Source organism: Pseudomonas sp. ADAK21, assembly GCF_012935735.1.
In the GTDB taxonomy this organism is placed as follows: Bacteria; Pseudomonadota; Gammaproteobacteria; order Pseudomonadales; family Pseudomonadaceae; genus Aquipseudomonas; species Aquipseudomonas proteolytica.
Window position 1 is genome coordinate 2,321,722 of record NZ_CP052857.1, and the last position, 19,689, is coordinate 2,341,410.

The following is a 19,689-nucleotide window of genomic DNA, read 5'->3' on the forward strand; positions in this document are numbered from 1 at the left end:
CAAATGTGGGAGCTGGCTTGCCTGCGCGAAGATATAACAGTCGACATTGATGTTGAATGTTAGTCAGTCATCGCTGGCAAGCCAGATCCTACAAGGGTTCTCAGCCCTTGCCTTTGGTACGAGTCATGTTCGGCCCGCTGTTCTTCTCCAGATGCTGAATGATGATCCCCGCCACATCCTTGTTGGTGGTGGTTTCGATCCCTTCCAGGCCCGGTGAAGAGTTCACTTCCATCACCAGTGGCCCGTGGTTGGAGCGCAGGATATCCACTCCCGCCACACTCAAGCCCATGACCTTGGCCGCACGCAGGGCGGTCATGCGTTCTTCCGGGGTGATCTTGATCAGGCTGGCGCTGCCGCCCCGGTGCAGGTTGGAGCGAAACTCCCCTGGCTTGGCCTGGCGCTTCATCGCCGCAATCACCTTGTCCCCCACCACGAAGCAACGGATATCAGCGCCGCCGGCTTCCTTGATGTATTCCTGGACCATGATGTTCTGCTTGAGGCCCATGAACGCCTCGATCACCGACTCAGCCGCCGTGGCAGTTTCACACATCACTACGCCAATGCCTTGGGTGCCTTCCAGCACCTTGATCACCAGGGGAGCGCCGTTGACCATCTCGATCAGGTCGGGAATGTCATCGGGGGAGTGGGCAAAGCCGGTCACTGGCAAGCCGATACCGCGGCGCGACAGCAACTGCAGGGAGCGCAGCTTGTCCCGGGAGCGAGCAATGGCCACCGATTCGTTGAGCGGAAACACCCCCATCATTTCAAACTGGCGCAGTACCGCGCAGCCGTAGAAGGTCACCGAGGCGCCGATGCGCGGGATCACCGCGTCGAAGCCTTCCAGTGGTTTGCCCCGATAGTGGATCTGCGGCTTATGACTGGCAATGTTCATATAGGCGCGCAACGTATCGATCACCACCATCTCATGGCCCCGTTCGGTGCCGGCCTCGACCAGACGACGGGTGGAATACAGACGCGGGTTACGCGACAGCACAGCGATCTTCATGCAACACCTGTGGCAGCAATAGTAGAGACCGGGAACACCGGCTTGTCTTGAACGTACTTGAGCCCCGGGTTGACCACCAACTGGCCGTCGATCAGGGCTTTGGAACCTAGCAACAGGCGGTAACGCATGGTTTTGCGGCAAGCCAGGGTGAACTCCACCCGCCATACCCGATCACCCAGGGCCAGGGTGGTGCTGATGACGTAGCGCACCTGCGCCTGGCCGTTGGAGCTTTTAATGGTTTTCATCGCCACCAGCGGCGCTTCGCAACGCCGGTGACGCAGTTGCACCACGCTGCCCAGGTGCGCCGTGAAACGCACCCACTTTTCACCGTCACGCTCAAAAGTCTCGATCTCGGTGGCATGCAGGCTGGAGGTACTGGCCCCGGTGTCGATCTTCGCACGCAGGCCCGCCACTCCCAGATCGGGAAGCGCCACCCATTCACGCAGACCGACAACGGTCAAATGGTCAAATGTCTTCAATATGAACAACCGGCAATCAGAAATATTTCGACGTCAAACGACACTAGCGTCCAACTGCTCACGGATTATGACAACCCTGGAACGTTGACGGGCGCTTGGAGCCGAATTCGCGGTATTCACGCAGAATATTCACCAAATGGCGACAGATATCTTCACGCCATAAAAAACCATGGCTGAAGGGAAACTGCCTGACACCTGGCGTATCTTAGGTGAGCCTTGGCGTTTGTGCGTCGAAGGGGTTCGACGGTTAAGTTGCGACATTTTTCAGAGCGAGGAATTCAAGTGGCTCAAAAGCAGGAAGATGACGAAAAAGTCCGTTTGGACAAGTGGTTGTGGGCTGCGCGTTTCTACAAGACCCGGGCCTTGGCCAAGGCCGCCATCGAGAGCGGCAAGGTGCATTGCCGTGGCGAACGCTGCAAGCCGGGCAAGGAACCGCACATTGGCGACGAGTTGCAGATTCGTGTTGGCTTTGAAGAGAAGACCGTGGTGGTGCAGGCGCTTTCCATCGTCCGCCGGGGCGCTCCCGAAGCGCAGGCGCTGTATACCGAGACGCCGGCAAGTATCGCCAAGCGCGAGAATGCGGCCGCCATGCGCAAGGCCGGAGCGTTGGGTATGAGCACCGACGGCAAGCCAAGCAAGAAACAGCGCCGCGACCTGTTCAAGTTTCGCGGCAGCGGCAATGATGAGTGAGGCTTTACGTGCAGGAGCCGGCCAGGCTCCTGCACCTGGGCTCAGGCGTTGCGGATCACGCTCAAGCGATTGATCACAGGTACTCGTTGCAACAACCCGAATACCGGTTCGGTCACGCGCAGCAGCCAACCCGAGACCTTCGCAGCAAACGGCGTGTAATAACCCCAGCCCAGTGCCAACAGCGCCAGCAGCACGCCACCGATATAGTCGTCTTGCCCCCAGTGTGCACCGGCCACCAGGCGCGGCATCATGAACAGCAGCGCCAGCCCCCAGACCAGCACGACTTGCCCGATCCGCTTGGCAAATACACTCATGAACATCCCCCAGATCAGCAGCACCGAAGCGTGGTCCCCAGGGAAGCTCTGGCTGGAGCGGTCCTTCAACTCCCAGGTTTTTTCCAGGTCAGGGAAGTAGTCGCTCATGTGGATCGCCCCGCTGATCACCATAGAGGGGCTGTTGTGCTGCCAGCCCATCTGCGCCGCGAGCTTGGAAAACAGCATGCGGATAAACAGCAGTAACAGCAGGATCGCGAGGAAACCAAAAAACGCCTGGCGCACCTCAATCGCCTTGAACACCCATTCGCCGCGAATCAGCAGCATCAGCAGGATTACCCCGACCACCGCATCAAATGGTCGCAGGCTCGCTACTGCCCAGACATGCAGCCAGGTCGGGTTGCTGGCCAGAGGGTCGTTGAGTAGATGAAACAGCCATTCGTCGAATATCACGCAAAGCATCTGGCCTGCGGGCCATAGCCAAAAACACAGCAGCCCCAGAGCGAGTAAATTGCACAGGGCCAATCGCCCGAGGTTCCACTTGGCTTGGAACAAACCCGGATTGTTCATAAACTGTTTCCTCTTCGCTCTAAAACTCTTCATCTATCGGAAGAAAAGCGCACCAAATTGGTGCTAAAGCGCATAATTTTAGAAACATTGTCATCACTTTGTCATCAATTCAGATACCCAGACCTATGACTGATCTACCGGATACCGACTTCACCCAACGTTTCCTCTTTGACGACAACGACGCTCGTGGCGAACTGGTTGCCCTGGAGCGCAGCTATGCCGAAGTCCTTGCCAAGCACCCCTATCCGGAGCCGGTCGCACAGCTGCTCGGCGAACTGATGGCCGCCGCGTCGCTGCTGGTGGGCACCATGAAGTTCGATGGCTTGCTGATTCTGCAGGCCCGTTCCGAAGGCCCGGTTCCCATGCTGATGATCGAGTGCTCCAGCGAGCGCGAAATCCGTGGCCTGGCCCGTTATGAAGAGGACCAGATCCCGGCGGACGCGACCCTCGCCGACCTGATGCCCAACGGCGTACTGGCGTTGACCATCGACCCGACCGTTGGCCAGCGCTACCAGGGCATTGTCGACCTGGACGGTGAAACCCTGTCCGACTGCTTCACCAACTATTTCGTCATGTCCCAGCAAGTGGGCACCCGCTTCTGGCTCAATGCGGATGGCAAGCGCGCCCGTGGCCTGCTGTTGCAACAGCTGCCGGCCGACCGCATCAAGGATGAGGATGAGCGCGAAGAAAGCTGGCGCGGCCTCACTGCCCTGGCCGGTACGCTGACTGCCGAAGAGCTGCTGGGCCTGGACAACGAAACCATCCTGCACCGCCTGTACCACGAAGAAGAGGTGCGTCTGTTCGATGCGCAATCGCTGCGTTTCCATTGCAGCTGTTCCCGCGAGCGTTCGGGCAATGCCCTGGTGAGCCTGGGCCTGGAAGATGCGCAAAACCTGGCTGTGGAGCATGGTGGCCGAATCGAAATCGACTGCCAGTTCTGCAATCAACGCTACCTGTTCGACGCTGCCGATATCGCCCAATTGTTCGCTGGCGCTGGCGTTGACACCCCTTCGGGCACCCACCACTAAAACGTTTAAGCACAGGTAAATCACCTGACAAACGCCGGATTAGAGGTGTTCTGACGGGAGGGCCCTACTTTTTTTGGGCTTTTCTGGCATAATCCGGCCCACTTTTTTCGCGGTAGTAGTGCGCAACTTTCTACTACAAAACGTTTGGAGCACTCGGCCATAGGCCGACGGGGAACCTCATGACGCAAGCCAATAACGCCGTATACACCGATCTGAGTGTTGACGATCTGGTCAAAGAAGCCCTGCAGCGCGGTGAAGGCGTGCTTGCCGATACCGGCGCGCTGGTCGTAGAAACCGGTCACCGTACCGGGCGTTCGCCAGTCGACCGTTTCATCGTTGAAGAGCCGTCCACCCAGGCCGCCATTGCCTGGGGCCCGATCAACCGCAAGTTCCCGGCCGACAAGTTCGATGCCCTGTGGGCTCGCGTCGAGGCTTTCAACAACGCGCAAGAGCATTTCGTTTCCCACGTTCACGTTGGTGCTGCCGAAGACCACTACCTGGCCGTGAAAATGACCACCCAGACTGCCTGGCAGAACCTGTTCGGTCGTTGCCTGTTCATCAACCCGGCCCAGTACAACCCGGCCGGTCGTGAAGAATGGCAAGTGCTCAACGTTGCCAACTTCGAATGCGTACCTGAGCGTGACGGCACCAACTCCGATGGTTGCGTGATCCTCAACTTCGCCCAGAAGAAAGTTCTGATCGCAGGCATGCGTTACGCCGGCGAGATGAAGAAAGCCATGTTCTCGGTGCAGAACTTCCTGCTGCCGGTGGCTGACGTGCTGCCAATGCACTGCGCTGCCAACATCGGTGAAGACGGCGACGTGACCCTGTTCTTCGGCCTGTCCGGCACCGGCAAGACCACCCTGTCTGCCGACGAAAGCCGTTACCTGATTGGTGACGACGAACACGGTTGGGGCGAAGGCGTGGTGTTCAACATCGAAGGCGGTTGCTATGCCAAGTGCATCGACCTGTCCGAGAAGAACGAGCCGGTAATCTGGAAAGCCATCAAGCACGGCGCAGTCCTGGAAAACGTCGTGATCAACGATGCCAAGCACGCCGACTACACCGATGTCAGCCTGACCCAGAACAGCCGCGCCGCGTACCCACTGGAGCACGTTGCCAAGCGTTCCGAGAAGAACCTGGGTGGCGAGCCGAACGCAGTGATCTTCCTGACCTGCGACCTGACTGGCGTGCTGCCACCGGTGTCGATCCTCAACGAAGAACAAGCGGCCTACCACTTCCTGTCCGGCTACACCGCACTGGTGGGCTCGACTGAAATGGGCTCGGGCAGCGGCATCAAGTCGACGTTCTCTACCTGCTTCGGCGCGCCGTTCTTCCCGCGTCCGGCTGGCGAATACGCAGAGCTGCTGATCAAGCGCATCCGCGGCTTCGGCTCCAAGGTCTACCTGGTCAACACCGGCTGGACCGGCGGCGGCTACGGTGTTGGCAAGCGCTTCAACATCCCTACCACCCGTGCAGTGATCGCAGCGATCCAGAGCGGCGCGTTGATCGGTGCGCAAACCGAGCACCTGGACACCATCAACCTCGACGTGCCATTGGCCGTACCGGGCGTTGAGACTGGCCTGTTGAACCCACGTAACACCTGGGCTGACAAAGCAGCCTACGACGAAGCCGCGAAGGCTCTGGCCGGCCTGTTCGTCGAGAACTTCAAGAAGTTTGAAGTGAGCGACGCGATCAAGGCAGCGGGTCCTAAGTTGTAAGATTCGCCAGCTGTTAAAAAGCCGCCCCTAGTGGGCGGCTTTTTTGTGCGCGCGCAAATCTCTATGAACGTAGAGCAGGACGGCAAAAGGCGCAGATCCGAATGTGGGCTTGCTCGCGATTGCGGTGTATCAACCGCTGGATGCATTGACTGACCCACCGCTATCACGAGCCCACAGACATTAATGACGCAGTGTTCTTTAGCTCAGATTTTCCAGCGTCTGCGTATCCCAGCTATGAGTCTTGATGGCCAGGTAAAGCATGCCGATGGTGAGCGGCATCTTCTCGCCCCGGCCCTTGGCGCGATGTTTGAGGAACACGTCAAACACCGGTGGGTTGAAGTAACGGTAGGCATCATAGTCGCCCAGGTCCAGATCAAATGTCTGCTCCAGCGCTTCCATAAACTGCCTGGCCTCCGCGCCGTCGCACCCGAGGTCGAAGTTGAGCGAAGTTTTAAGGCGGATGGTCTTGTGCTTGGGCAGGCCGATTTCTTCATGCAGCAATTGCAGGAGCTGCTGCATGACGGGGTCTTCTGGGAAGTGCGGGGCCAGGTTCATGGTGGGGGCACGCCGGAGTGGGTGAGGGGGGTGGTCATGGCGATAGCGGTACTTGTTGCGGGTGAAGAACAGTGCCAAGCCTATCAAGAACAGAGCGAGGGGGAGCAGTTGAATACTAAGAATGATCGCTACGTAAGGTAGCCAGAATGTCAGGATCAAACCGCTTGCTATAAACGTGACAGCAAAACGTTTTCTGAGTGTGCAGTCGGTGATCTTGTAATACAGCAACAGATAAAAGGCGAAGAAGATCGCCGCCTGTAGATAGAGCATTTGACTATGGCTCATTTGAGTACACGTGTAGTGAGAGGCTGGAGCGCTGCGGGCCAATTCCCCCGCTGACCTGAGCCTCTAGGCCGATGATGATGTCTGCATGCTGGAAGTTGCGTAGCTGGCGCGATATCAAATCGCTGGTAGCTTTTTCGACCATTGATTCTGCCTTGCTGGACATGAGCCCAATTGGGGCTGCCACCGCTCCCGATATAGTTTCTTTGATGACGTTGTTCCGGTTGTTCAAGCTATCTGCCTGTTTTCTAGTCAGCGGTTTTGAAATGACCACTGTCATGAGGCAAGGGAGGTCTTGGGCGAGCATTCGCTCATACAGATTTTGTAGTTGCAGGCGAACTTCCTGCGCTGAGGTCTTTGCTTCTAGTAAGCAAAGACTGGCAAGTGCTTGCTTGTTGTTGGGTCGTACGGTGAAACGAATCACGCTGAACGTGACCCCGTAATGGCCAATGTATTGAGTCCTTTCAAGGTCCACGGATTTCTTGCCGAGAGGGTTGAGAGGGCGCTAGTTTCGATCAGGCTTGGTTGATTCTGTAGGGGGTTGAGTTTGCACTGGAGGTAGTTTGGGAAGCGTATGGTGCCTTGCTTGGCGATTTCCTACAGAGGCTTCCGATACTTGAAGTTGGGCTATGAGGCGCCCACCCATAGTTGGGATAAAAACCACGTCACATTTTGTATAAAATCCCGGCAAGCCGCCTGAATTCAGCGTATGTTTCACCGCAAAATCTTGTAGGGCGATTCCGCCCACTACTTAAAGGGAGTTAAGCATGGGTTTGCTTCGTGTCGCTTCGGCGATGTCTTTGTGTGCGCTGGCGTTTGCCGTCCAGGCCGAGCAGTTGCCGATTGAAGTGCTCAGTGCGGTGGTCAAGGACCAGAAAATCGCCGACGCCGAAGTCTTGCTGCAACGCAACGGCGCGCAGAACGTGGTGGGGCGCACCAACGCCCAGGGTCAAGTCACCCTCACCAGCGAAGTGGCCGATGGCGCCGACAACCTGCTGATCATCAAGAAGCCTGGCTACTCCAACCTGGTGGTCAAGTGCCCGTGCAAAGGCATGACCTACGCCATCAGCCCGGTGATGGAAAACCTCGACGGCCTGCGTGTGGTGCTGACCTGGGGGCAATCGCCTTCGGACCTTGACTCCCACATGATCTTCCCTGGCAACAATATCTACTTCAACAGCAAGACCGGCACCGACGCCGAGCTGGATGTGGATGACACCGACAGCTACGGCCCGGAAACCATCACCCTGCAGAAAAAACACTACGGCGAAAGCTATGTGTACGCCGTGCATGACTTCTCCAACCGCACCAACACCGGCTCTACGGCGCTGTCCGAGAGCCAGGCCAAGGTGTTTGTGTACATGGGCCAGTCCCTGGTGCGCACCTACTACGTGCCGACCAATCGTACCGGCAACTTGTGGACGGTGTTCCGCATGACCGGCAGCGGCGACTTCCAGGACATCAATACCTTCACCGGCGTGCTGGTCGAAGCCAAGGACGTGCTCAACGAAGTCAAACCGCTGCTCAACGACAGCGTTGCGGTTGATGCCGTGGTGGTCAGTTCTGCTGTCCAGGGTGATGCGAAAAAACTGAACCTCAAAGGCGAAGCTGCCTACCAGGCCGGTAACCTGGACCAGGCAATTGACTACTTCCGCCAGGCGATCGAACTGGATAACTCGTTCGGCAAAGCCTACGGCAACCTCGGCCTGGCTTATCAGAAAGCCGGCAACACCGCAGAGTCGATCTGGGCCAACCGCAAGGCCATCGCTTTGGCCAGCGGCCCGACCGCCGCTACCGTGCGTGCCGGGTCCTACTACAACATCGCGCGGATCTACGAAGCAGCCGGGCAGTTTGCCGATGCGCTGCGTCACTACCAGTTGGCCAAGGAGCAGAAGGCCAACCCGGTGTATGACAAAGCCATTGAGCGTGTGCAAAACCGCTGATCGAGCTGTAACGACGCTGTAAAAAATGTGGGAGCGGGCTTGCCCGCGAATGCGTAGTGTCAGTCACTGAATGTGTATCTGATACACCGCATTCGCGAGCAAGCCCGTTCCCACATTGGTTTTTGAGTGTTTGCCGGATTGCCGACTGGGCCTCCTGGCCTGTGTATCATCCTGTCTCTCTTTTCCTCGCGACCTTTCTCGAACCGCTGAAAATACCGGGCTATGTTTTAGGTCTGTTCAGCGGTCAATGGAGTGACAGCTTATGCACGACACCCTCCAGCAGGTCTTTGGTTACCCCCAGTTTCGCCCAGGCCAGGAGGCCGCTGTCAGCGCCGTGCTGGCCGGTCGGTCGGCGGCGGCGATCTTTCCCACCGGTTCCGGCAAATCCCTCTGTTATCAGCTCTCAGCCGTATTGCTGCCGCACCTGACGCTGGTGGTGTCGCCGCTATTGGCGTTGATGCAGGACCAGTTGGGCTTTTTACAGCGTCATGGTATTTCGGCCGGCAGCATCGATTCGGCGCAAAGTCGCGAGGAGGCCAATGACGTCATGGCCCAGGCCCGCTCCGGTGAGCTGAAAATCCTGATGATTTCCGTGGAGCGCTTGAAGAACGAGCGCTTTCGCAACTTTTTGCACAGCGTTTCGATTTCGTTACTCGTGGTAGACGAGGCGCACTGTATTTCCGAGTGGGGCCACAACTTCCGCCCGGACTACCTGAAGCTCCCCGACTACCAGCGCCAGTTCAAGATTCCCCAGGCGCTGCTGTTGACGGCCACCGCGACGCCCAAGGTGATTGCGGATATGCAGGCCAAGTTCGCCATCGCCCCCGCGGATGTGATCACCACGGGCTTCTACCGGCCCAACCTCAACCTGTGGGTAGAGCCGGTCAGCGGCGTGGACAAGCGCCGGCGCCTGGTGGAGTGGATGGGTGAGCGGGCCAACCAGCCGAGTATCGTCTATGTCACTTTGCAGAAAACCGCCGAGCAGATCGCCGAGCACCTGAACCGCCACGGCATCCAGGCCGAGGCTTATCACGCAGGTCTGCCCCATGATCAACGCGAGGGCATTCAGCGCCGGTTTATGGGGGGGCAGTCCAATTGCATCGTCGCCACCATTGCCTTCGGCATGGGCATCGACAAGAGCGATATCCGCAACGTGGTGCACTTCGACCTGCCCAAGTCCATCGAGAACTACAGCCAGGAAATCGGGCGCGCCGGTCGTGATGGCCAGCCTTCCGAGTGCCTGGTGCTGGCCAATCGCGACAGCCTCACAGTGCTGGAGAACTTCGTGTACGGCGATACGCCCGAGCAGGAAGGCATCCGGCTGGTGCTGGAGGAGTTGCTGGCAGCCCGGGATGACGGGCAATGGGAGTTTCTGCTGCGCTCGTTGGCAGAGCTGAGCAATATCCGTGAGCTACCGCTCAAGACCTTGCTGGTGCAACTGGAGCTCAAGGGGGTTATTGCACCGCGCTATGCGTTTTATGCCGAGTATCGCTTCAAGTACCTGGTGGAGCCGGATGTGTTGCTGGCGCGTTTTTCCGGCGAGCGACAGCAGTTTGTCGCCGCGATCATCCAGGTATGCAAACGGGCCCGTAGCTGGGCCACTGTGGATTTCGACGCGCTTTATCAACTGCACCAGGCCGAGCGTGGGCGGGTGGTCAAGGCGCTGGACTATTTCCAGGAGCAGGGCCTGATCGAGCTGGAGAGCAAGCAGATGACCGAGGTCTACAGCCTGCTCGATAGCGGGTTCGATCCCCAGGCCATGAGCGCCGAGTTACACACAGGCTTCAAGCAGCACGAAGTCACGGAAGTGGCGCGGATCCATGGGATGCTGGCGCTGTTCGCCAGCGAGCGTTGCCTGGGCTTTCGGCTGGCCGAGTATTTTGGTGATGCGGATGCGCCCCGCCAGTGCGGGCATTGTTCGGTGTGCCGTGGCCAGATCGCCCATCTCCCAGCGCCACCTGGCTTGGCGCCGCTTGTGGATAAAAGCTTCCAGGCATTGTGCGCGGATTTTATCCACAGGCATCATCAGCACACCGGCAGCTTGCCGGGGGCTGAACGGTTGACGCGGTTTTTATGCGGGATCAGCGTGCCATTGTTTACCAAACTCAAGGCCCGCGGGATTCCAGGGTTTGCCGCGCTGGAAGAGTATCCGTATGCCCAGGTGCGGGATTGGGCCGGGGTCCATCTGAACGACCTGTAAATTCACTTTCACGAGACTTGCCCATGCCTGACTCAATGCCGCAGCGTGCCGATTACCGCCACTTCCAGCCGATCATTACGCGCTGGCACGACAATGACGTGTATGGCCATGTGAATAACGTCACCTATTACAGCTTCTTCGATACGGCAGTGAACACCTACCTGATCGAGCAGGGTGGGTTGGATATCCATGACGGCAAGGTGGTGGGGTTTGTGGTGAGTTCGGCGTGCGATTATTTCGCGTCGATAGCCTTTCCCGACCGTATCGATATCGGCCTGCGGGTGGGCAAGTTGGGCAACAGTTCAGTGCAGTACGAGTTGGCGGTGTTCAAGGCTGGCGAAGACGAAGCCTGCGCGGCGGGGCGGTTTGTGCATGTGTTTGTCAACCGGGCGACAAACCAGCCGGTGGCGATTGCGGGGGTGTTGCGCGAGGCTTTGCAGCGGTTAGTGATCTGACCGCGAACGCATAAACGCCACCGAAGCGAATGTGGGAGCGGGCTGGCCCGCGATGGCGGTGGATCAGTCAAGTATCCAATAACTGACCCACCGCAATCGCGGGCAAGCCCGCTCCCACACGGGGTATGCAGTGTTCTTTGGATTTACCGGTGACGGTAGTGATGCTTGTTCTTGCGATGCCCATAGGCATGCCCACGGCCACGATGATCATCGCGGTCGTAGCGACGGTTATCGCGCCCGCGATAGCGACGGTCGTCGTCGTCGCTCTTGTTGCCCATGTAGTTGCCCAGCGCGCCGCCGGCACCACCGCCTGCTGCCGCACCGATCAGGCTACCGGTGTTGCCGCCGACACTACGACCGACCACGTTGCCGCCGGCTGCGCCCAGCGCGCCGCCAATGGCCGCTTCGCCTCGGCTGCGTTTGTCTGCGCCCACTGCGCTACCGCCGGCGCCACCCAGGGCCGCACCAATGGCCGAACCGGTATTGCCGCCGATCTGCTGGCCGACGACTGAACCTAGAACCCCGCCCAATGCGCCGCCTACACCGGCTTCGGTGGTGCCACCGGCCATGGCTGCGCCACTGACCAGGCCAAGGGACAACAAGAGAATCGAGGAGAACTTCATAGGTGAACCTCAAGGGGATGACGGCGCGATCCTGAGGTTGTCGGAATATTCTTACAATCGAATTCCGACCAGTGGTGCAGGTTGTATACAATTAGCTAAGTTACTGTTTTAACTCGGGAACTTAAGTCGTTTTTGCCGGTCTCTAGCTACTTCGGAACGGCCGCTTTTATGCAAAAGCGGCCTTTTTTGTGCCCGTAAGATCGTTCCCCGGCGTGGAGTCGATCAGGCGATTCTGGCCATTATCAAACCAGTCTCGCTGGCCGCTTCCAGGCGGATCGCCACGAACTTGGAAGTAGGCGTATGGCTACCGTCCCCAGTGCTTTCCAGTGGCACCAGCGGGTTGACCTCAGGGTAGTAGGCTGCCGCTTGCCCCGCCGGAATATCGAACGCCAGCAAGGTAAAGCCCTTGACCCGACGCTCGCGGCCATCATCCCAGATCGACACGATATCGGCCTTCTGCCCTGGCTTGAAGCCCAGGCGGATGATGTCGGCTTCGTTGACGAACAGCACGTCGCGCTGGCCCTTGACCCCGCGATAGCGGTCATCCAGGCCGTAGATAGTGGTGTTGTACTGATCGTGGGAACGCATGGACTGCATGATCAGGTCGGGCAATTGGCCAGTGGCGCGGGTGCGTTCATGCACCAGGTCCTTGGGCAGGATATTGGCGCGGAAATTGGCGCGCCCTGACGGCGTGTTCCAGCGGCGTGCGCCGGCGCTGTTGCCCAGGTAGAAACCGCCTGGGTGTTGCACGCGCTCATTGAAGTCCTTGAAGCCGGGAATGGTATCGGCGATCAAGTCGCGGATGCGGCGGTAGTCGGCTACCAACCAGTTCCAGTCCACCGGCTTGCTGCCCAGGGTGGCAGCGGCGATGCCGGCGAGAATCGCCGGCTCCGACTTCATCAGCTTCGACAGTGGCTGCAACTGGCCGTTGGAGGCGTGCACCATGCTGAACGAGTCTTCTACCGTCACCGCTTGCGGGCCGTCGGCCTGAATATCGATGTCGGTACGGCCCAGGCACGGCAGGATCAAGGCCTGTTTGCCGTGGGCCAGGTGGCTGCGATTGAGCTTGGTGCTGATCTGTACCGTCAGGTCGCAGTTGCTCAAGGCCTGGAAGGTGCGCGGGCTGTCGGGCGTGGCTTGGGCGAAGTTGCCGCCCAGGCCGATAAACACCTTGGCGCGGCCTTCGAGCATGGCGTGGATTGCCTCGACCACGTTATGCCCGTTGTCGCGGGGTACCTTGAACTGGAAGCGGCGCTCCAGAGCATCGAGGAAGGCCACGGGCGGCCGTTCGTTGATCCCCATGGTGCGATCGCCCTGCACGTTGCTGTGGCCGCGTACCGGGCACAGGCCGGCGCCGGGGCGGCCGATGTTGCCGCGCAGCAGCATCAGGTTGGCGATTTCCTGGATGGTCGGCACCGAGTGCCGATGTTGGGTGATGCCCATTGCCCAGCACATGATCACGTTCTTGCCTTTGGCGTACATGCGCGCCGCCTGCTCGATCTCCACCAGGCTCAGGCCGGACTGCTCGACGATTTCATCCCAAGAGGTATCGTCGATCTTCGCCAGGTAATCCAGCACGTTGACCGTGTGTTCATTGAGGAAGTCGTGGTCGAACACCGCCTCCTTGCCTTCGGCCTGGGCCTGGCGCTCCCACAACAGCAGGAACTTGGCCATGCCGCGCAGGATGGCCATGTCGCCACCCAGTGCTGGGCGGAAGTACGCAGTGTTGGTTGGCTTGTCGCCGTTGGTGAGCATTTCCAGCGGGTGTTGCGGGTGCTGGAAACGTTCCAGGCCACGCTCTTTGAGCGGGTTGATACAGACCACCTGGGCGCCGCGCTTCACCGCTTCGCGCAGCGGTTCGAGCATGCGCGGGTGGTTGGTGCCGGGGTTCTGGCCCCAGACGAAAATCGCGTCGGCGTGTTCAAAGTCGTCAAACGTCACCGTGCCTTTGCCCACGCCCACGCTTTGCGCCAGGGCCACGCCGCTGGCTTCGTGGCACATGTTCGAGCAATCCGGGAAGTTGTTGGTGCCGTAGGCGCGCACGAACAGTTGATAGAGGTACGCGGCCTCATTGCTGGCGCGGCCCGAGGTATAGAACTCGGCCATATCCGGGCTTGGCAGGGCGCGCAAGTGCTGGCCGATCAAGTCGAAGGCTGACTCCCAACTGATGGGCTTGTAACGGTCGGTCTCGGCGTCGTAGCTCATCGGCTCGGTCAGGCGGCCCTGGTATTCCAGCCAATAGTCGCTTTGTTCCAGCAGCGCGCTGACGCTGTGTTTGGCGAAGAACGCCGCGTCCACCCGGCGCTTGGTGGCTTCCCAGTTGACTGCCTTGGCGCCGTTCTCGCAGAACTTGACCATGCCGCTTTCCGGCGAGTCACCCCAGGCGCAGCCGGGGCAGTCGAAGCCGCCGTTCTGGTTGGTCTTGAGCATCATGCGGATATTTTTCAGCGCGTTGTCGCTGGTCAGCCACGCCTGCGCCACGCTGATCAGCGCGCCCCAGCCGCCAGCCGGGCCTTTGTAGGGCTTGTAGCGCGGGGTTGGGGTTTGGTCGGCTTGGTGATGATTGCTCATGGCTGATACTCCATCGCAGGGCTATAGACCCGCGGCGCGCTTTTTTGCGGCAGGTGGATAAGGTTGAGGTTGTGCCGGCGTGCCCACTGCAGGGCCAGGCCGGTGGGCGACGACAGGCTGACCAGGGTCTGGATGCCCGCGCGCAGGACTTTCTGGATTAATTCGAGGCTGCAACGGCTGGTGACAATTGCCACGCCGCCTGCCGTCGGGATGTGCTGACGGACCAAGGCGCCGATCAGTTTGTCGAGGGCGTTATGCCGGCCGATATCTTCGCGGCCCAGCAGCAGTTCACCCTGGTTATTCATGAATACCGCCGCATGCACCGCGCCGCTGTATTGGCCCAATGGCTGAAAGGCGCTGATGCGCTGGCGCAAGCCCTCCAGCCACGCGGCAGGCGGCAATGGTGCGCCCGGCAACACCTTGAGGTCCGGTAGCGCTTGCTCCAGCGCTTCCACCCCGCACAGGCCGCAGCCGCTGGTGCCAGCCAGTTGCCGGCGCTGTTGCTTGAGGTTCCAGAAGGCACGGCTGGAGATCTGTACCTGAGCGTATTGGGCCGAGCCTGTGCCGCTCAGTTGCAGGTCGTAGATATCGCTGATGTCGCTGATGATGCCGCTGCCCAGGCTGAAGCCGACGATAAAGTCTTCAAGGTCGGTGGGCGTCACCAGCATCACGGCCTGGCTGATGTCGTTATAGGCAATCGCCAACGCGACTTCCTCGGCCAGCGCGGTGCTGTCCGATTGCGTGCGGTCGAGGTTGCAATACTGATAACTCTGGCTGGCGGCGGGCGCGGGCGTTGTCAGGGCGGGCGCCGCGCGTGCTGGGCGCTGGGCGTTCATGAAGTCTAGTCACCGGCGAAGTGTTCAGAGTGAAGACTAGGCGCGACAAAGGGTCGCGTCTAATCGTCAGTACTGATCTGCCGATAGATGACGTCGATCAAGGTTCCAGCAGCGATTACTGATAAAGCGCAAAACACGCCTCGGCCAGCGCCGAACGCGGCGCACTGCGGCGCATGATCAGCCCCAGCTTGGCCAGGGTTTGCGCGTTTTCGATGGGTTGCAGGCGCAGGTGCTCGGTCAGGGCGTCAAGGCCGCCGTCCAGGGGCATCACCGCACAACACAGCCCGCCGTGCACGGCCTGCAGCAACTGATGGACGGCATCGGTTTGCAGCAAGGGTTGGGGGGTCAGGCCGCGGCTGTGGAAGTTGTGGTCGATGGACTGGCGAAAGTGCATGCCGCTGGTCAGCATGCCCAGGGGCAGTTCGATCAGCGCCTCCCAGCTCAAGGGCTTTTCGCCAAAACTGAAAAACCGTTGGTCGTACAGCAGGCCCATGCGGGTTTCGTCCAGGGCCAGGGAGTCAAAGCGCTCAGCGTCCAGGCGCTCGAGGTAGGACACGCCCAAATCCAGGCGATTGCTCGCCAGTTGTTCGAGGATCTGCTCGGAACTCAGGGCCGATAGCTCAAACCGCAGGCTGGGGTGCTGCCTGTGCAGTTGTTGCATCAAGGCCAGCGGATCGAAGCTCGACAACGGCACCACCCCCAGGCGCAGTGTCCCCACCAGGTTGCCACGGCAGGCTGCCGCCTCGGCCTGCAGGCCGTCATAGGCTGCCAGTACCGTACGCGCCCAGGCCAGCACCCGCTCGCCGGGGGCGGTAAAACCCTCGAAACGCTGGCCGCGATTGACCAGCGGTAGCTCCAGTTCTTCTTCCAGGCTGCGCAGGCGCATCGACAGGGTCGGCTGGGTAATGTGGCAGCGCGCGGCCGCCTGGCCGAAGTGACGGGTTTCGTCGAGGGCGATGAGGAATTTCAGCTGTTTGATGTCCATCTTCGCTCCGGGCTCTTATTCCAATGGCGGGGGGATTCTAGCGCGTTTGCGTCATTGGTCGGACTGGAACCAAGGTCTGTAAGACTGGTCTAGTCTTTGGCATCTGGAAACCCAATCCCAAGGAGAGCGCACGTATGAGTATTTTTAGTTTTGTTAAGGAAGCAGGCGAAAAGCTGATTGATCTGTTGACGCCGGGTAATGCGAACGCGAGTGATGAACTGAAGAAGCACATTGAAGCCGTCGGGCTGGGCAATCCGAATGTGACGGCTACTGTTGATGGTGACAAAGTCACGATCACCGGTGAGGTTTCCAGCCAGGAAGAGAAGGAAAAAATTCTACTGGCCGCAGGTAACATCGCAGGCGTCTCCAGTGTGGATGATCAGATTACCGTCACCGGGCCTGCGGTCACCGCAGCTCGCTTTGTTGTCGTGGAGAAAGGCGACACATTGAGCGCGATCTCTCTGAAGGTCTATGGCAACGCCAATCAGTACAACAAAATCTTCGAGGCCAACAAGCCAATGCTCAAGGATGTGAACAAAATCTACCCAGGGCAGACACTGCGTATTCCTGAGTAAGCTTGTCCCCTTGTAGGAGCGAGCTTGCTCGCGAAGGTCGTTAACGATAACGCGGACATCCTGAATGAAAGCGCTGTCCAGACGTTTTTCGCGAGCAAGCTCGCTCCTACAACGATAATTCTGAAATCAATTCCCGGTAATCCTCGACCGCATCGAACTCCGCCGTATCCTTCGGCCCCTTGCGGCTGTCCGGCTGTTTGACCGCCAGCAAATGCCCCACGCCAAAATCCCGCGCACTGCGCAGAATCGGCAAGGTGTCGTCGATAAACAGGCTACGCGCCGGGTCGAAGTCGATATCCGCCTGCAATGCGTCCCAGAACTGCGGGTTTTCCTTGGCAAACCCATAGTCGTGGGAACTGATCAGTCGCTCGAAATACGGCGCCAGCTCAATGCGTTCCAGCTTCAACGACAGCGAATCGCGGTGGGCATTGGTGATCAGGATCACGCGTTTGCCGGCCTGTTTGATCGCCGCCAGGAAGGTATCGGCATCCGGGCGCAGGGCGATCAAGTGGGCGGTTTCCAGCTTGAGTTCGCGCACCGGGATCTTCAGTTCGGCGCTCCAGAAATCCAGGCAATACCATTGCAACTGGCCGGCGTTACGCTCGAACAGCGGTTGCAACTCCATCTCGGCCATGGCCTGGCTCACCCCGTGCAGTTCGGCATAGCGCCGGGGCAGGTGTTCCATCCAGAAGTGGTTGTCGAAATGCAGGTCGAGCAAGGTGCCGTCCATGTCCAGCAGGACGGTGTCGATTTCGGACCAGGGCAATGGAGGCATGGTGGGGTCTCAAGCAGGTAAGTAAATATATCCGACACAGACAATCGGAAAAGCCACGGTATAGTAACCCGATCACGCCAAGGAGCCCTTTATGCGCCAGAAACCCACCGTCCTCGCCCGCGAAATTGTCGCCAGTAGTCGTTTGTTCCGCGTGGAGCAAGTGCAGTTGCGCTTCTCCAATGGCGTTGAGCGGACCTACGAGCGCCTGGTGGGCCGTGGCGCAGGGTATGGCGCGGTGATGATCGTGGCGATGATCGACGCTGACCACGCGCTGCTGGTGGAAGAATACTGCGGCGGCACGGATGAGTATGAACTGTCCTTGCCCAAGGGCCTGATCGAACCGGGCGAAGACGTGCTGGCGGCGGCAGACCGTGAACTCAAGGAAGAGGCGGGCTATGGCGCACGGCAGTTGGAACACTTGACCGAACTGTCCCTGTCCCCAGGCTATATGAGCCAGAAAATCCAGGTGGTGCTGGCCACCGAGCTTTACGAAGAGCGCCTGGAGGGTGACGAGCCCGAGCCGATGCGCGTGGACCGGGTCAACCTGCGCGAGCTTGCACAGCTGGCGCAGCACGCGCAGTTCAGCGAAGGCCGTGCCCTGGCCGCGTTGTACCTGGTGCGTGACCTGCTGACCCAGCGCGGAGCCTACCAGCCATGAGTGAATTGTTCCTCGGCCACGCCTACATTGCCCCGGTGATCGAACTGGCCCGCCAGGCCGGCGAGGTGATCCTGCCGTATTGGCGCGCCGATGTGGCCGTGACGGCCAAGGCGGATGATTCGCCGGTCACCGCCGCCGACCTGGCCGCCCATCACCTGATTCTCGCCGGTCTCACCGCGCTGGACCCGAGCATCCCGGTGCTGTCGGAAGAAGACGCCGATATCGACCAGAGCGTGCGTGCCGGTTGGCAGCGCTGGTGGCTGGTAGACCCACTGGATGGCACCAAGGAATTTATCAGTGGCAGTGAAGAATTTACCGTCAACATCGCCTTGATCGAACACGGGCGTGTGGTGTTTGGTGTGGTTTCCATGCCCACCAGTGGCCGCTGCTACTTCGGTGGCGCCGGGCTTGGGGCGTGGCGCTCCGACGTGAATGCCGCGCCCCGGCAGATCCAGGTGCGGCAGAAACCCGCCGCCGGCGAGGCGTTCACCGTAGTCGCCAGCCGTCGCCATACCAGCCCCGAACAAGAGCGCTTGCTCGACGGCTTGAGCGAAGGGCTCGGGGAGTTGAAACTGGCCAATATCGGCAGCTCCTTGAAATTCTGCCTGTTGGCCGAAGGCAGCGCCGATTGCTATCCGCGCCTGGCACCGACCTCGCAGTGGGACACCGCCGCTGCCCAGGGCGTGCTGGAGGGCGCTGGCGGCGAAGTGCTGGAGTTGAATGGCCAGCGGTTCAGCTACCCGGCGCGGGCGTCGCTGTTGAACCCGTTCTTCCTGGCCTTGCCGGCCAAGGCCGCCTGGCGCGAGCGCTTGCTGGCGCTGGCCCGATCTTGACTGTGGTTGGGGTTTAGTCTGGTGTGGGAGCCGGGCTTGCCCGCGATGCAGGCGCCTCGGTTTTTCAGATAAGCCGAGGTGATGCTATCGCAGGCAAGCCAGCTCCCACACAAGCCAGCTCCCACACACAATCTGGCTCTCACTTTGGGTTTAGCGGTGCAGGACGTACTGCCCGGTAAACACCACCGCCGGCGCTTCACTGCCCTCATTCACAATCCATGTCTGCAACGCCAGCCGCGCCCGGCCATGGCGTTGGTAGGTCGCCAAAAAGCGCTTCCATACCTTGTCCTCCGGGGCCGGGCAAATCGCCGTGGCGTCCTGGGTGACAGGCAACGGGTAGCTGATCTGCCCTTCCTGGATCACGATATGCCCGTCTTCAACCCCTTCCTCACGCAATTGCAGGTGCAGCCAGCCCCAACCCGCGAGTACGGCGCCGCAGTACAGGCTGCCGCCAAACATGGTGCTCTTGTGGTTGATATTGGCTTGCAGCGGTAAGTGCAGGCGCAGTTGCCGGTCCTGCCAGTCGAGCACCTTGAGGCCCATCTCCCGGGTCAGGGGGATGTCATGGTGCAGAATCGATTCCAGGTAACGGCTATCGCGGCTCATGGCGGTCTCTTGGCGGGTGGGGAAGG

At 59.8% G+C, this 19,689-nt stretch carries 20 protein-coding genes; 9 read left to right on the top strand and 11 right to left on the bottom strand.

Annotation, left to right across the window (positions count from 1 at the left end; translation table 11 throughout):
* Positions 1-100 precede the first annotated feature (100 nt).
* Both rimK and rimB read right to left on the bottom strand, forming a co-directional pair.
* Complete coding sequence (rimK, locus tag HKK57_RS10540; RefSeq protein WP_029299780.1) at positions 101-1,006, bottom strand: 30S ribosomal protein S6--L-glutamate ligase; 906 nt, start codon at positions 1,004-1,006, stop codon at positions 101-103.
* A complete protein-coding gene (rimB, locus tag HKK57_RS10545) occupies positions 1,003-1,485 on the bottom strand; it encodes a retropepsin-like aspartic endopeptidase RimB (protein ID WP_169390131.1) in 483 nt (160 codons plus the stop codon). The genes rimK and rimB overlap by 4 nt, the downstream gene beginning before the upstream one ends.
* 282 nt (positions 1,486-1,767) lie before the next feature.
* On the opposite strand from rimB, the gene HKK57_RS10550 reads away from it, so the two are divergent.
* Complete coding sequence (locus HKK57_RS10550; RefSeq protein ID WP_029299784.1) at positions 1,768-2,175, top strand: RNA-binding S4 domain-containing protein; 408 nt, start codon at positions 1,768-1,770, stop codon at positions 2,173-2,175.
* A 41-nt stretch (positions 2,176-2,216) separates the two neighbouring features.
* On the opposite strand, the gene HKK57_RS10555 is transcribed toward HKK57_RS10550, so the two are convergent.
* Positions 2,217-3,017, bottom strand: coding sequence for a phosphatase PAP2 family protein (locus tag HKK57_RS10555; protein WP_070995017.1), 801 nt, complete (start codon positions 3,015-3,017; stop codon positions 2,217-2,219).
* Positions 3,018-3,142: 125 nt separating this feature from the next.
* Between HKK57_RS10555 and hslO the strand changes: the two genes are divergently transcribed.
* The gene (hslO, locus tag HKK57_RS10560) at positions 3,143-4,045 is read left to right on the top strand and encodes an Hsp33 family molecular chaperone HslO (RefSeq protein ID WP_029299788.1); all 903 of its coding nucleotides are present in this window, start codon (positions 3,143-3,145) and stop codon (positions 4,043-4,045) included.
* Positions 4,046-4,224: 179 nt separating this feature from the next.
* Positions 4,225-5,766: a phosphoenolpyruvate carboxykinase gene (locus HKK57_RS10565; RefSeq protein WP_169390132.1), complete on the top strand. Its 1,542-nt coding sequence runs from the start codon at positions 4,225-4,227 to the stop codon at positions 5,764-5,766.
* A 198-nt stretch (positions 5,767-5,964) separates the two neighbouring features.
* Here the strand turns inward: HKK57_RS10565 and HKK57_RS27205 are convergent, their stop codons facing one another.
* Entirely contained in the window at positions 5,965-6,321 is a 357-nt protein-coding gene (locus HKK57_RS27205) for a DUF1493 family protein (protein ID WP_029299791.1), read from the bottom strand.
* Positions 6,322-6,595: 274 nt separating this feature from the next.
* Positions 6,596-7,027, bottom strand: a complete 432-nt coding sequence (locus HKK57_RS10575) for a hypothetical protein (RefSeq protein WP_186351788.1) — start codon at positions 7,025-7,027, stop codon at positions 6,596-6,598.
* A gap of 343 nt (positions 7,028-7,370) precedes the next feature.
* Between HKK57_RS10575 and HKK57_RS10580 the strand changes: the two genes are divergently transcribed.
* From HKK57_RS10580 to HKK57_RS10590, 3 genes are all read left to right on the top strand, one after another.
* A complete protein-coding gene (locus HKK57_RS10580) occupies positions 7,371-8,546 on the top strand; it encodes a tetratricopeptide repeat protein (RefSeq protein WP_029299795.1) in 1,176 nt (391 codons plus the stop codon).
* Between the two features lie 262 nt (positions 8,547-8,808).
* Complete coding sequence (locus tag HKK57_RS10585; protein WP_169390133.1) at positions 8,809-10,746, top strand: RecQ family ATP-dependent DNA helicase; 1,938 nt, start codon at positions 8,809-8,811, stop codon at positions 10,744-10,746.
* Positions 10,747-10,769: 23 nt separating this feature from the next.
* Positions 10,770-11,201: an acyl-CoA thioesterase gene (locus HKK57_RS10590; RefSeq protein ID WP_029299798.1), complete on the top strand. Its 432-nt coding sequence runs from the start codon at positions 10,770-10,772 to the stop codon at positions 11,199-11,201.
* A gap of 143 nt (positions 11,202-11,344) precedes the next feature.
* Here HKK57_RS10590 and HKK57_RS10595 read toward each other — a convergent pair whose 3' ends face one another.
* The 4 genes from HKK57_RS10595 to HKK57_RS10610 all read right to left on the bottom strand — a co-directional run bounded on the left by HKK57_RS10595 (position 11,345) and on the right by HKK57_RS10610 (position 16,216).
* Positions 11,345-11,824: a glycine zipper domain-containing protein gene (locus tag HKK57_RS10595; RefSeq protein WP_029299799.1), complete on the bottom strand. Its 480-nt coding sequence runs from the start codon at positions 11,822-11,824 to the stop codon at positions 11,345-11,347.
* A 222-nt stretch (positions 11,825-12,046) separates the two neighbouring features.
* The gene (locus HKK57_RS10600) at positions 12,047-14,395 is read right to left on the bottom strand and encodes an FdhF/YdeP family oxidoreductase (protein ID WP_070995020.1); all 2,349 of its coding nucleotides are present in this window, start codon (positions 14,393-14,395) and stop codon (positions 12,047-12,049) included.
* Entirely contained in the window at positions 14,392-15,231 is an 840-nt protein-coding gene (gene fdhD, locus HKK57_RS10605) for a formate dehydrogenase accessory sulfurtransferase FdhD (protein WP_029299803.1), read from the bottom strand. The genes HKK57_RS10600 and fdhD overlap by 4 nt, the downstream gene beginning before the upstream one ends.
* 115 nt (positions 15,232-15,346) lie before the next feature.
* Positions 15,347-16,216, bottom strand: coding sequence for a LysR family transcriptional regulator (locus tag HKK57_RS10610; RefSeq protein WP_029299805.1), 870 nt, complete (start codon positions 16,214-16,216; stop codon positions 15,347-15,349).
* A 134-nt stretch (positions 16,217-16,350) separates the two neighbouring features.
* On the opposite strand from HKK57_RS10610, the gene lysM reads away from it, so the two are divergent.
* Entirely contained in the window at positions 16,351-16,791 is a 441-nt protein-coding gene (gene lysM / locus HKK57_RS10615; protein ID WP_070995022.1) for a peptidoglycan-binding protein LysM, read from the top strand.
* A 106-nt stretch (positions 16,792-16,897) separates the two neighbouring features.
* On the opposite strand, the gene yrfG is transcribed toward lysM, so the two are convergent.
* On the bottom strand, positions 16,898-17,566 hold the full coding sequence (gene yrfG, locus HKK57_RS10620; RefSeq protein ID WP_154907183.1) for a GMP/IMP nucleotidase: 669 nt from the start codon (positions 17,564-17,566) through the stop codon (positions 16,898-16,900).
* A 91-nt stretch (positions 17,567-17,657) separates the two neighbouring features.
* On the opposite strand from yrfG, the gene nudE reads away from it, so the two are divergent.
* Both nudE and cysQ read left to right on the top strand, forming a co-directional pair.
* The gene (gene nudE / locus HKK57_RS10625; RefSeq protein WP_029299809.1) at positions 17,658-18,224 is read left to right on the top strand and encodes an ADP compounds hydrolase NudE; all 567 of its coding nucleotides are present in this window, start codon (positions 17,658-17,660) and stop codon (positions 18,222-18,224) included.
* On the top strand, positions 18,221-19,057 hold the full coding sequence (cysQ, locus tag HKK57_RS10630; protein WP_029299811.1) for a 3'(2'),5'-bisphosphate nucleotidase CysQ: 837 nt from the start codon (positions 18,221-18,223) through the stop codon (positions 19,055-19,057). The genes nudE and cysQ overlap by 4 nt, the downstream gene beginning before the upstream one ends.
* A gap of 150 nt (positions 19,058-19,207) precedes the next feature.
* Here cysQ and HKK57_RS10635 read toward each other — a convergent pair whose 3' ends face one another.
* A complete protein-coding gene (locus HKK57_RS10635; RefSeq protein ID WP_092232747.1) occupies positions 19,208-19,663 on the bottom strand; it encodes a YiiD C-terminal domain-containing protein in 456 nt (151 codons plus the stop codon).
* Positions 19,664-19,689 lie beyond the last annotated feature (26 nt).

What these genes read in the sequence shown, in the direction of transcription:
- rimK (WP_029299780.1), bottom strand. Translation starts at nt 1,006, where the DNA reads ATGAAGATCGCTGTGCTGTCGCGTAACCCGCGTCTGTATTCCACCCGT.
- HKK57_RS10555 (WP_070995017.1), bottom strand. Translation starts at nt 3,017, where the DNA reads ATGAACAATCCGGGTTTGTTCCAAGCCAAGTGGAACCTCGGGCGATTG.
- hslO (WP_029299788.1), top strand. Translation starts at nt 3,143, where the DNA reads ATGACTGATCTACCGGATACCGACTTCACCCAACGTTTCCTCTTTGAC.
- HKK57_RS10565 (WP_169390132.1), top strand. Translation starts at nt 4,225, where the DNA reads ATGACGCAAGCCAATAACGCCGTATACACCGATCTGAGTGTTGACGAT.
- HKK57_RS27205 (WP_029299791.1), bottom strand. Translation starts at nt 6,321, where the DNA reads ATGAACCTGGCCCCGCACTTCCCAGAAGACCCCGTCATGCAGCAGCTC.
- HKK57_RS10580 (WP_029299795.1), top strand. Translation starts at nt 7,371, where the DNA reads ATGGGTTTGCTTCGTGTCGCTTCGGCGATGTCTTTGTGTGCGCTGGCG.
- HKK57_RS10585 (WP_169390133.1), top strand. Translation starts at nt 8,809, where the DNA reads ATGCACGACACCCTCCAGCAGGTCTTTGGTTACCCCCAGTTTCGCCCA.
- HKK57_RS10590 (WP_029299798.1), top strand. Translation starts at nt 10,770, where the DNA reads ATGCCTGACTCAATGCCGCAGCGTGCCGATTACCGCCACTTCCAGCCG.
- HKK57_RS10595 (WP_029299799.1), bottom strand. Translation starts at nt 11,824, where the DNA reads ATGAAGTTCTCCTCGATTCTCTTGTTGTCCCTTGGCCTGGTCAGTGGC.
- HKK57_RS10600 (WP_070995020.1), bottom strand. Translation starts at nt 14,395, where the DNA reads ATGAGCAATCATCACCAAGCCGACCAAACCCCAACCCCGCGCTACAAG.
- fdhD (WP_029299803.1), bottom strand. Translation starts at nt 15,231, where the DNA reads ATGAACGCCCAGCGCCCAGCACGCGCGGCGCCCGCCCTGACAACGCCC.
- HKK57_RS10610 (WP_029299805.1), bottom strand. Translation starts at nt 16,216, where the DNA reads ATGGACATCAAACAGCTGAAATTCCTCATCGCCCTCGACGAAACCCGT.
- lysM (WP_070995022.1), top strand. Translation starts at nt 16,351, where the DNA reads ATGAGTATTTTTAGTTTTGTTAAGGAAGCAGGCGAAAAGCTGATTGAT.
- yrfG (WP_154907183.1), bottom strand. Translation starts at nt 17,566, where the DNA reads ATGCCTCCATTGCCCTGGTCCGAAATCGACACCGTCCTGCTGGACATG.
- nudE (WP_029299809.1), top strand. Translation starts at nt 17,658, where the DNA reads ATGCGCCAGAAACCCACCGTCCTCGCCCGCGAAATTGTCGCCAGTAGT.
- cysQ (WP_029299811.1), top strand. Translation starts at nt 18,221, where the DNA reads ATGAGTGAATTGTTCCTCGGCCACGCCTACATTGCCCCGGTGATCGAA.
- HKK57_RS10635 (WP_092232747.1), bottom strand. Translation starts at nt 19,663, where the DNA reads ATGAGCCGCGATAGCCGTTACCTGGAATCGATTCTGCACCATGACATC.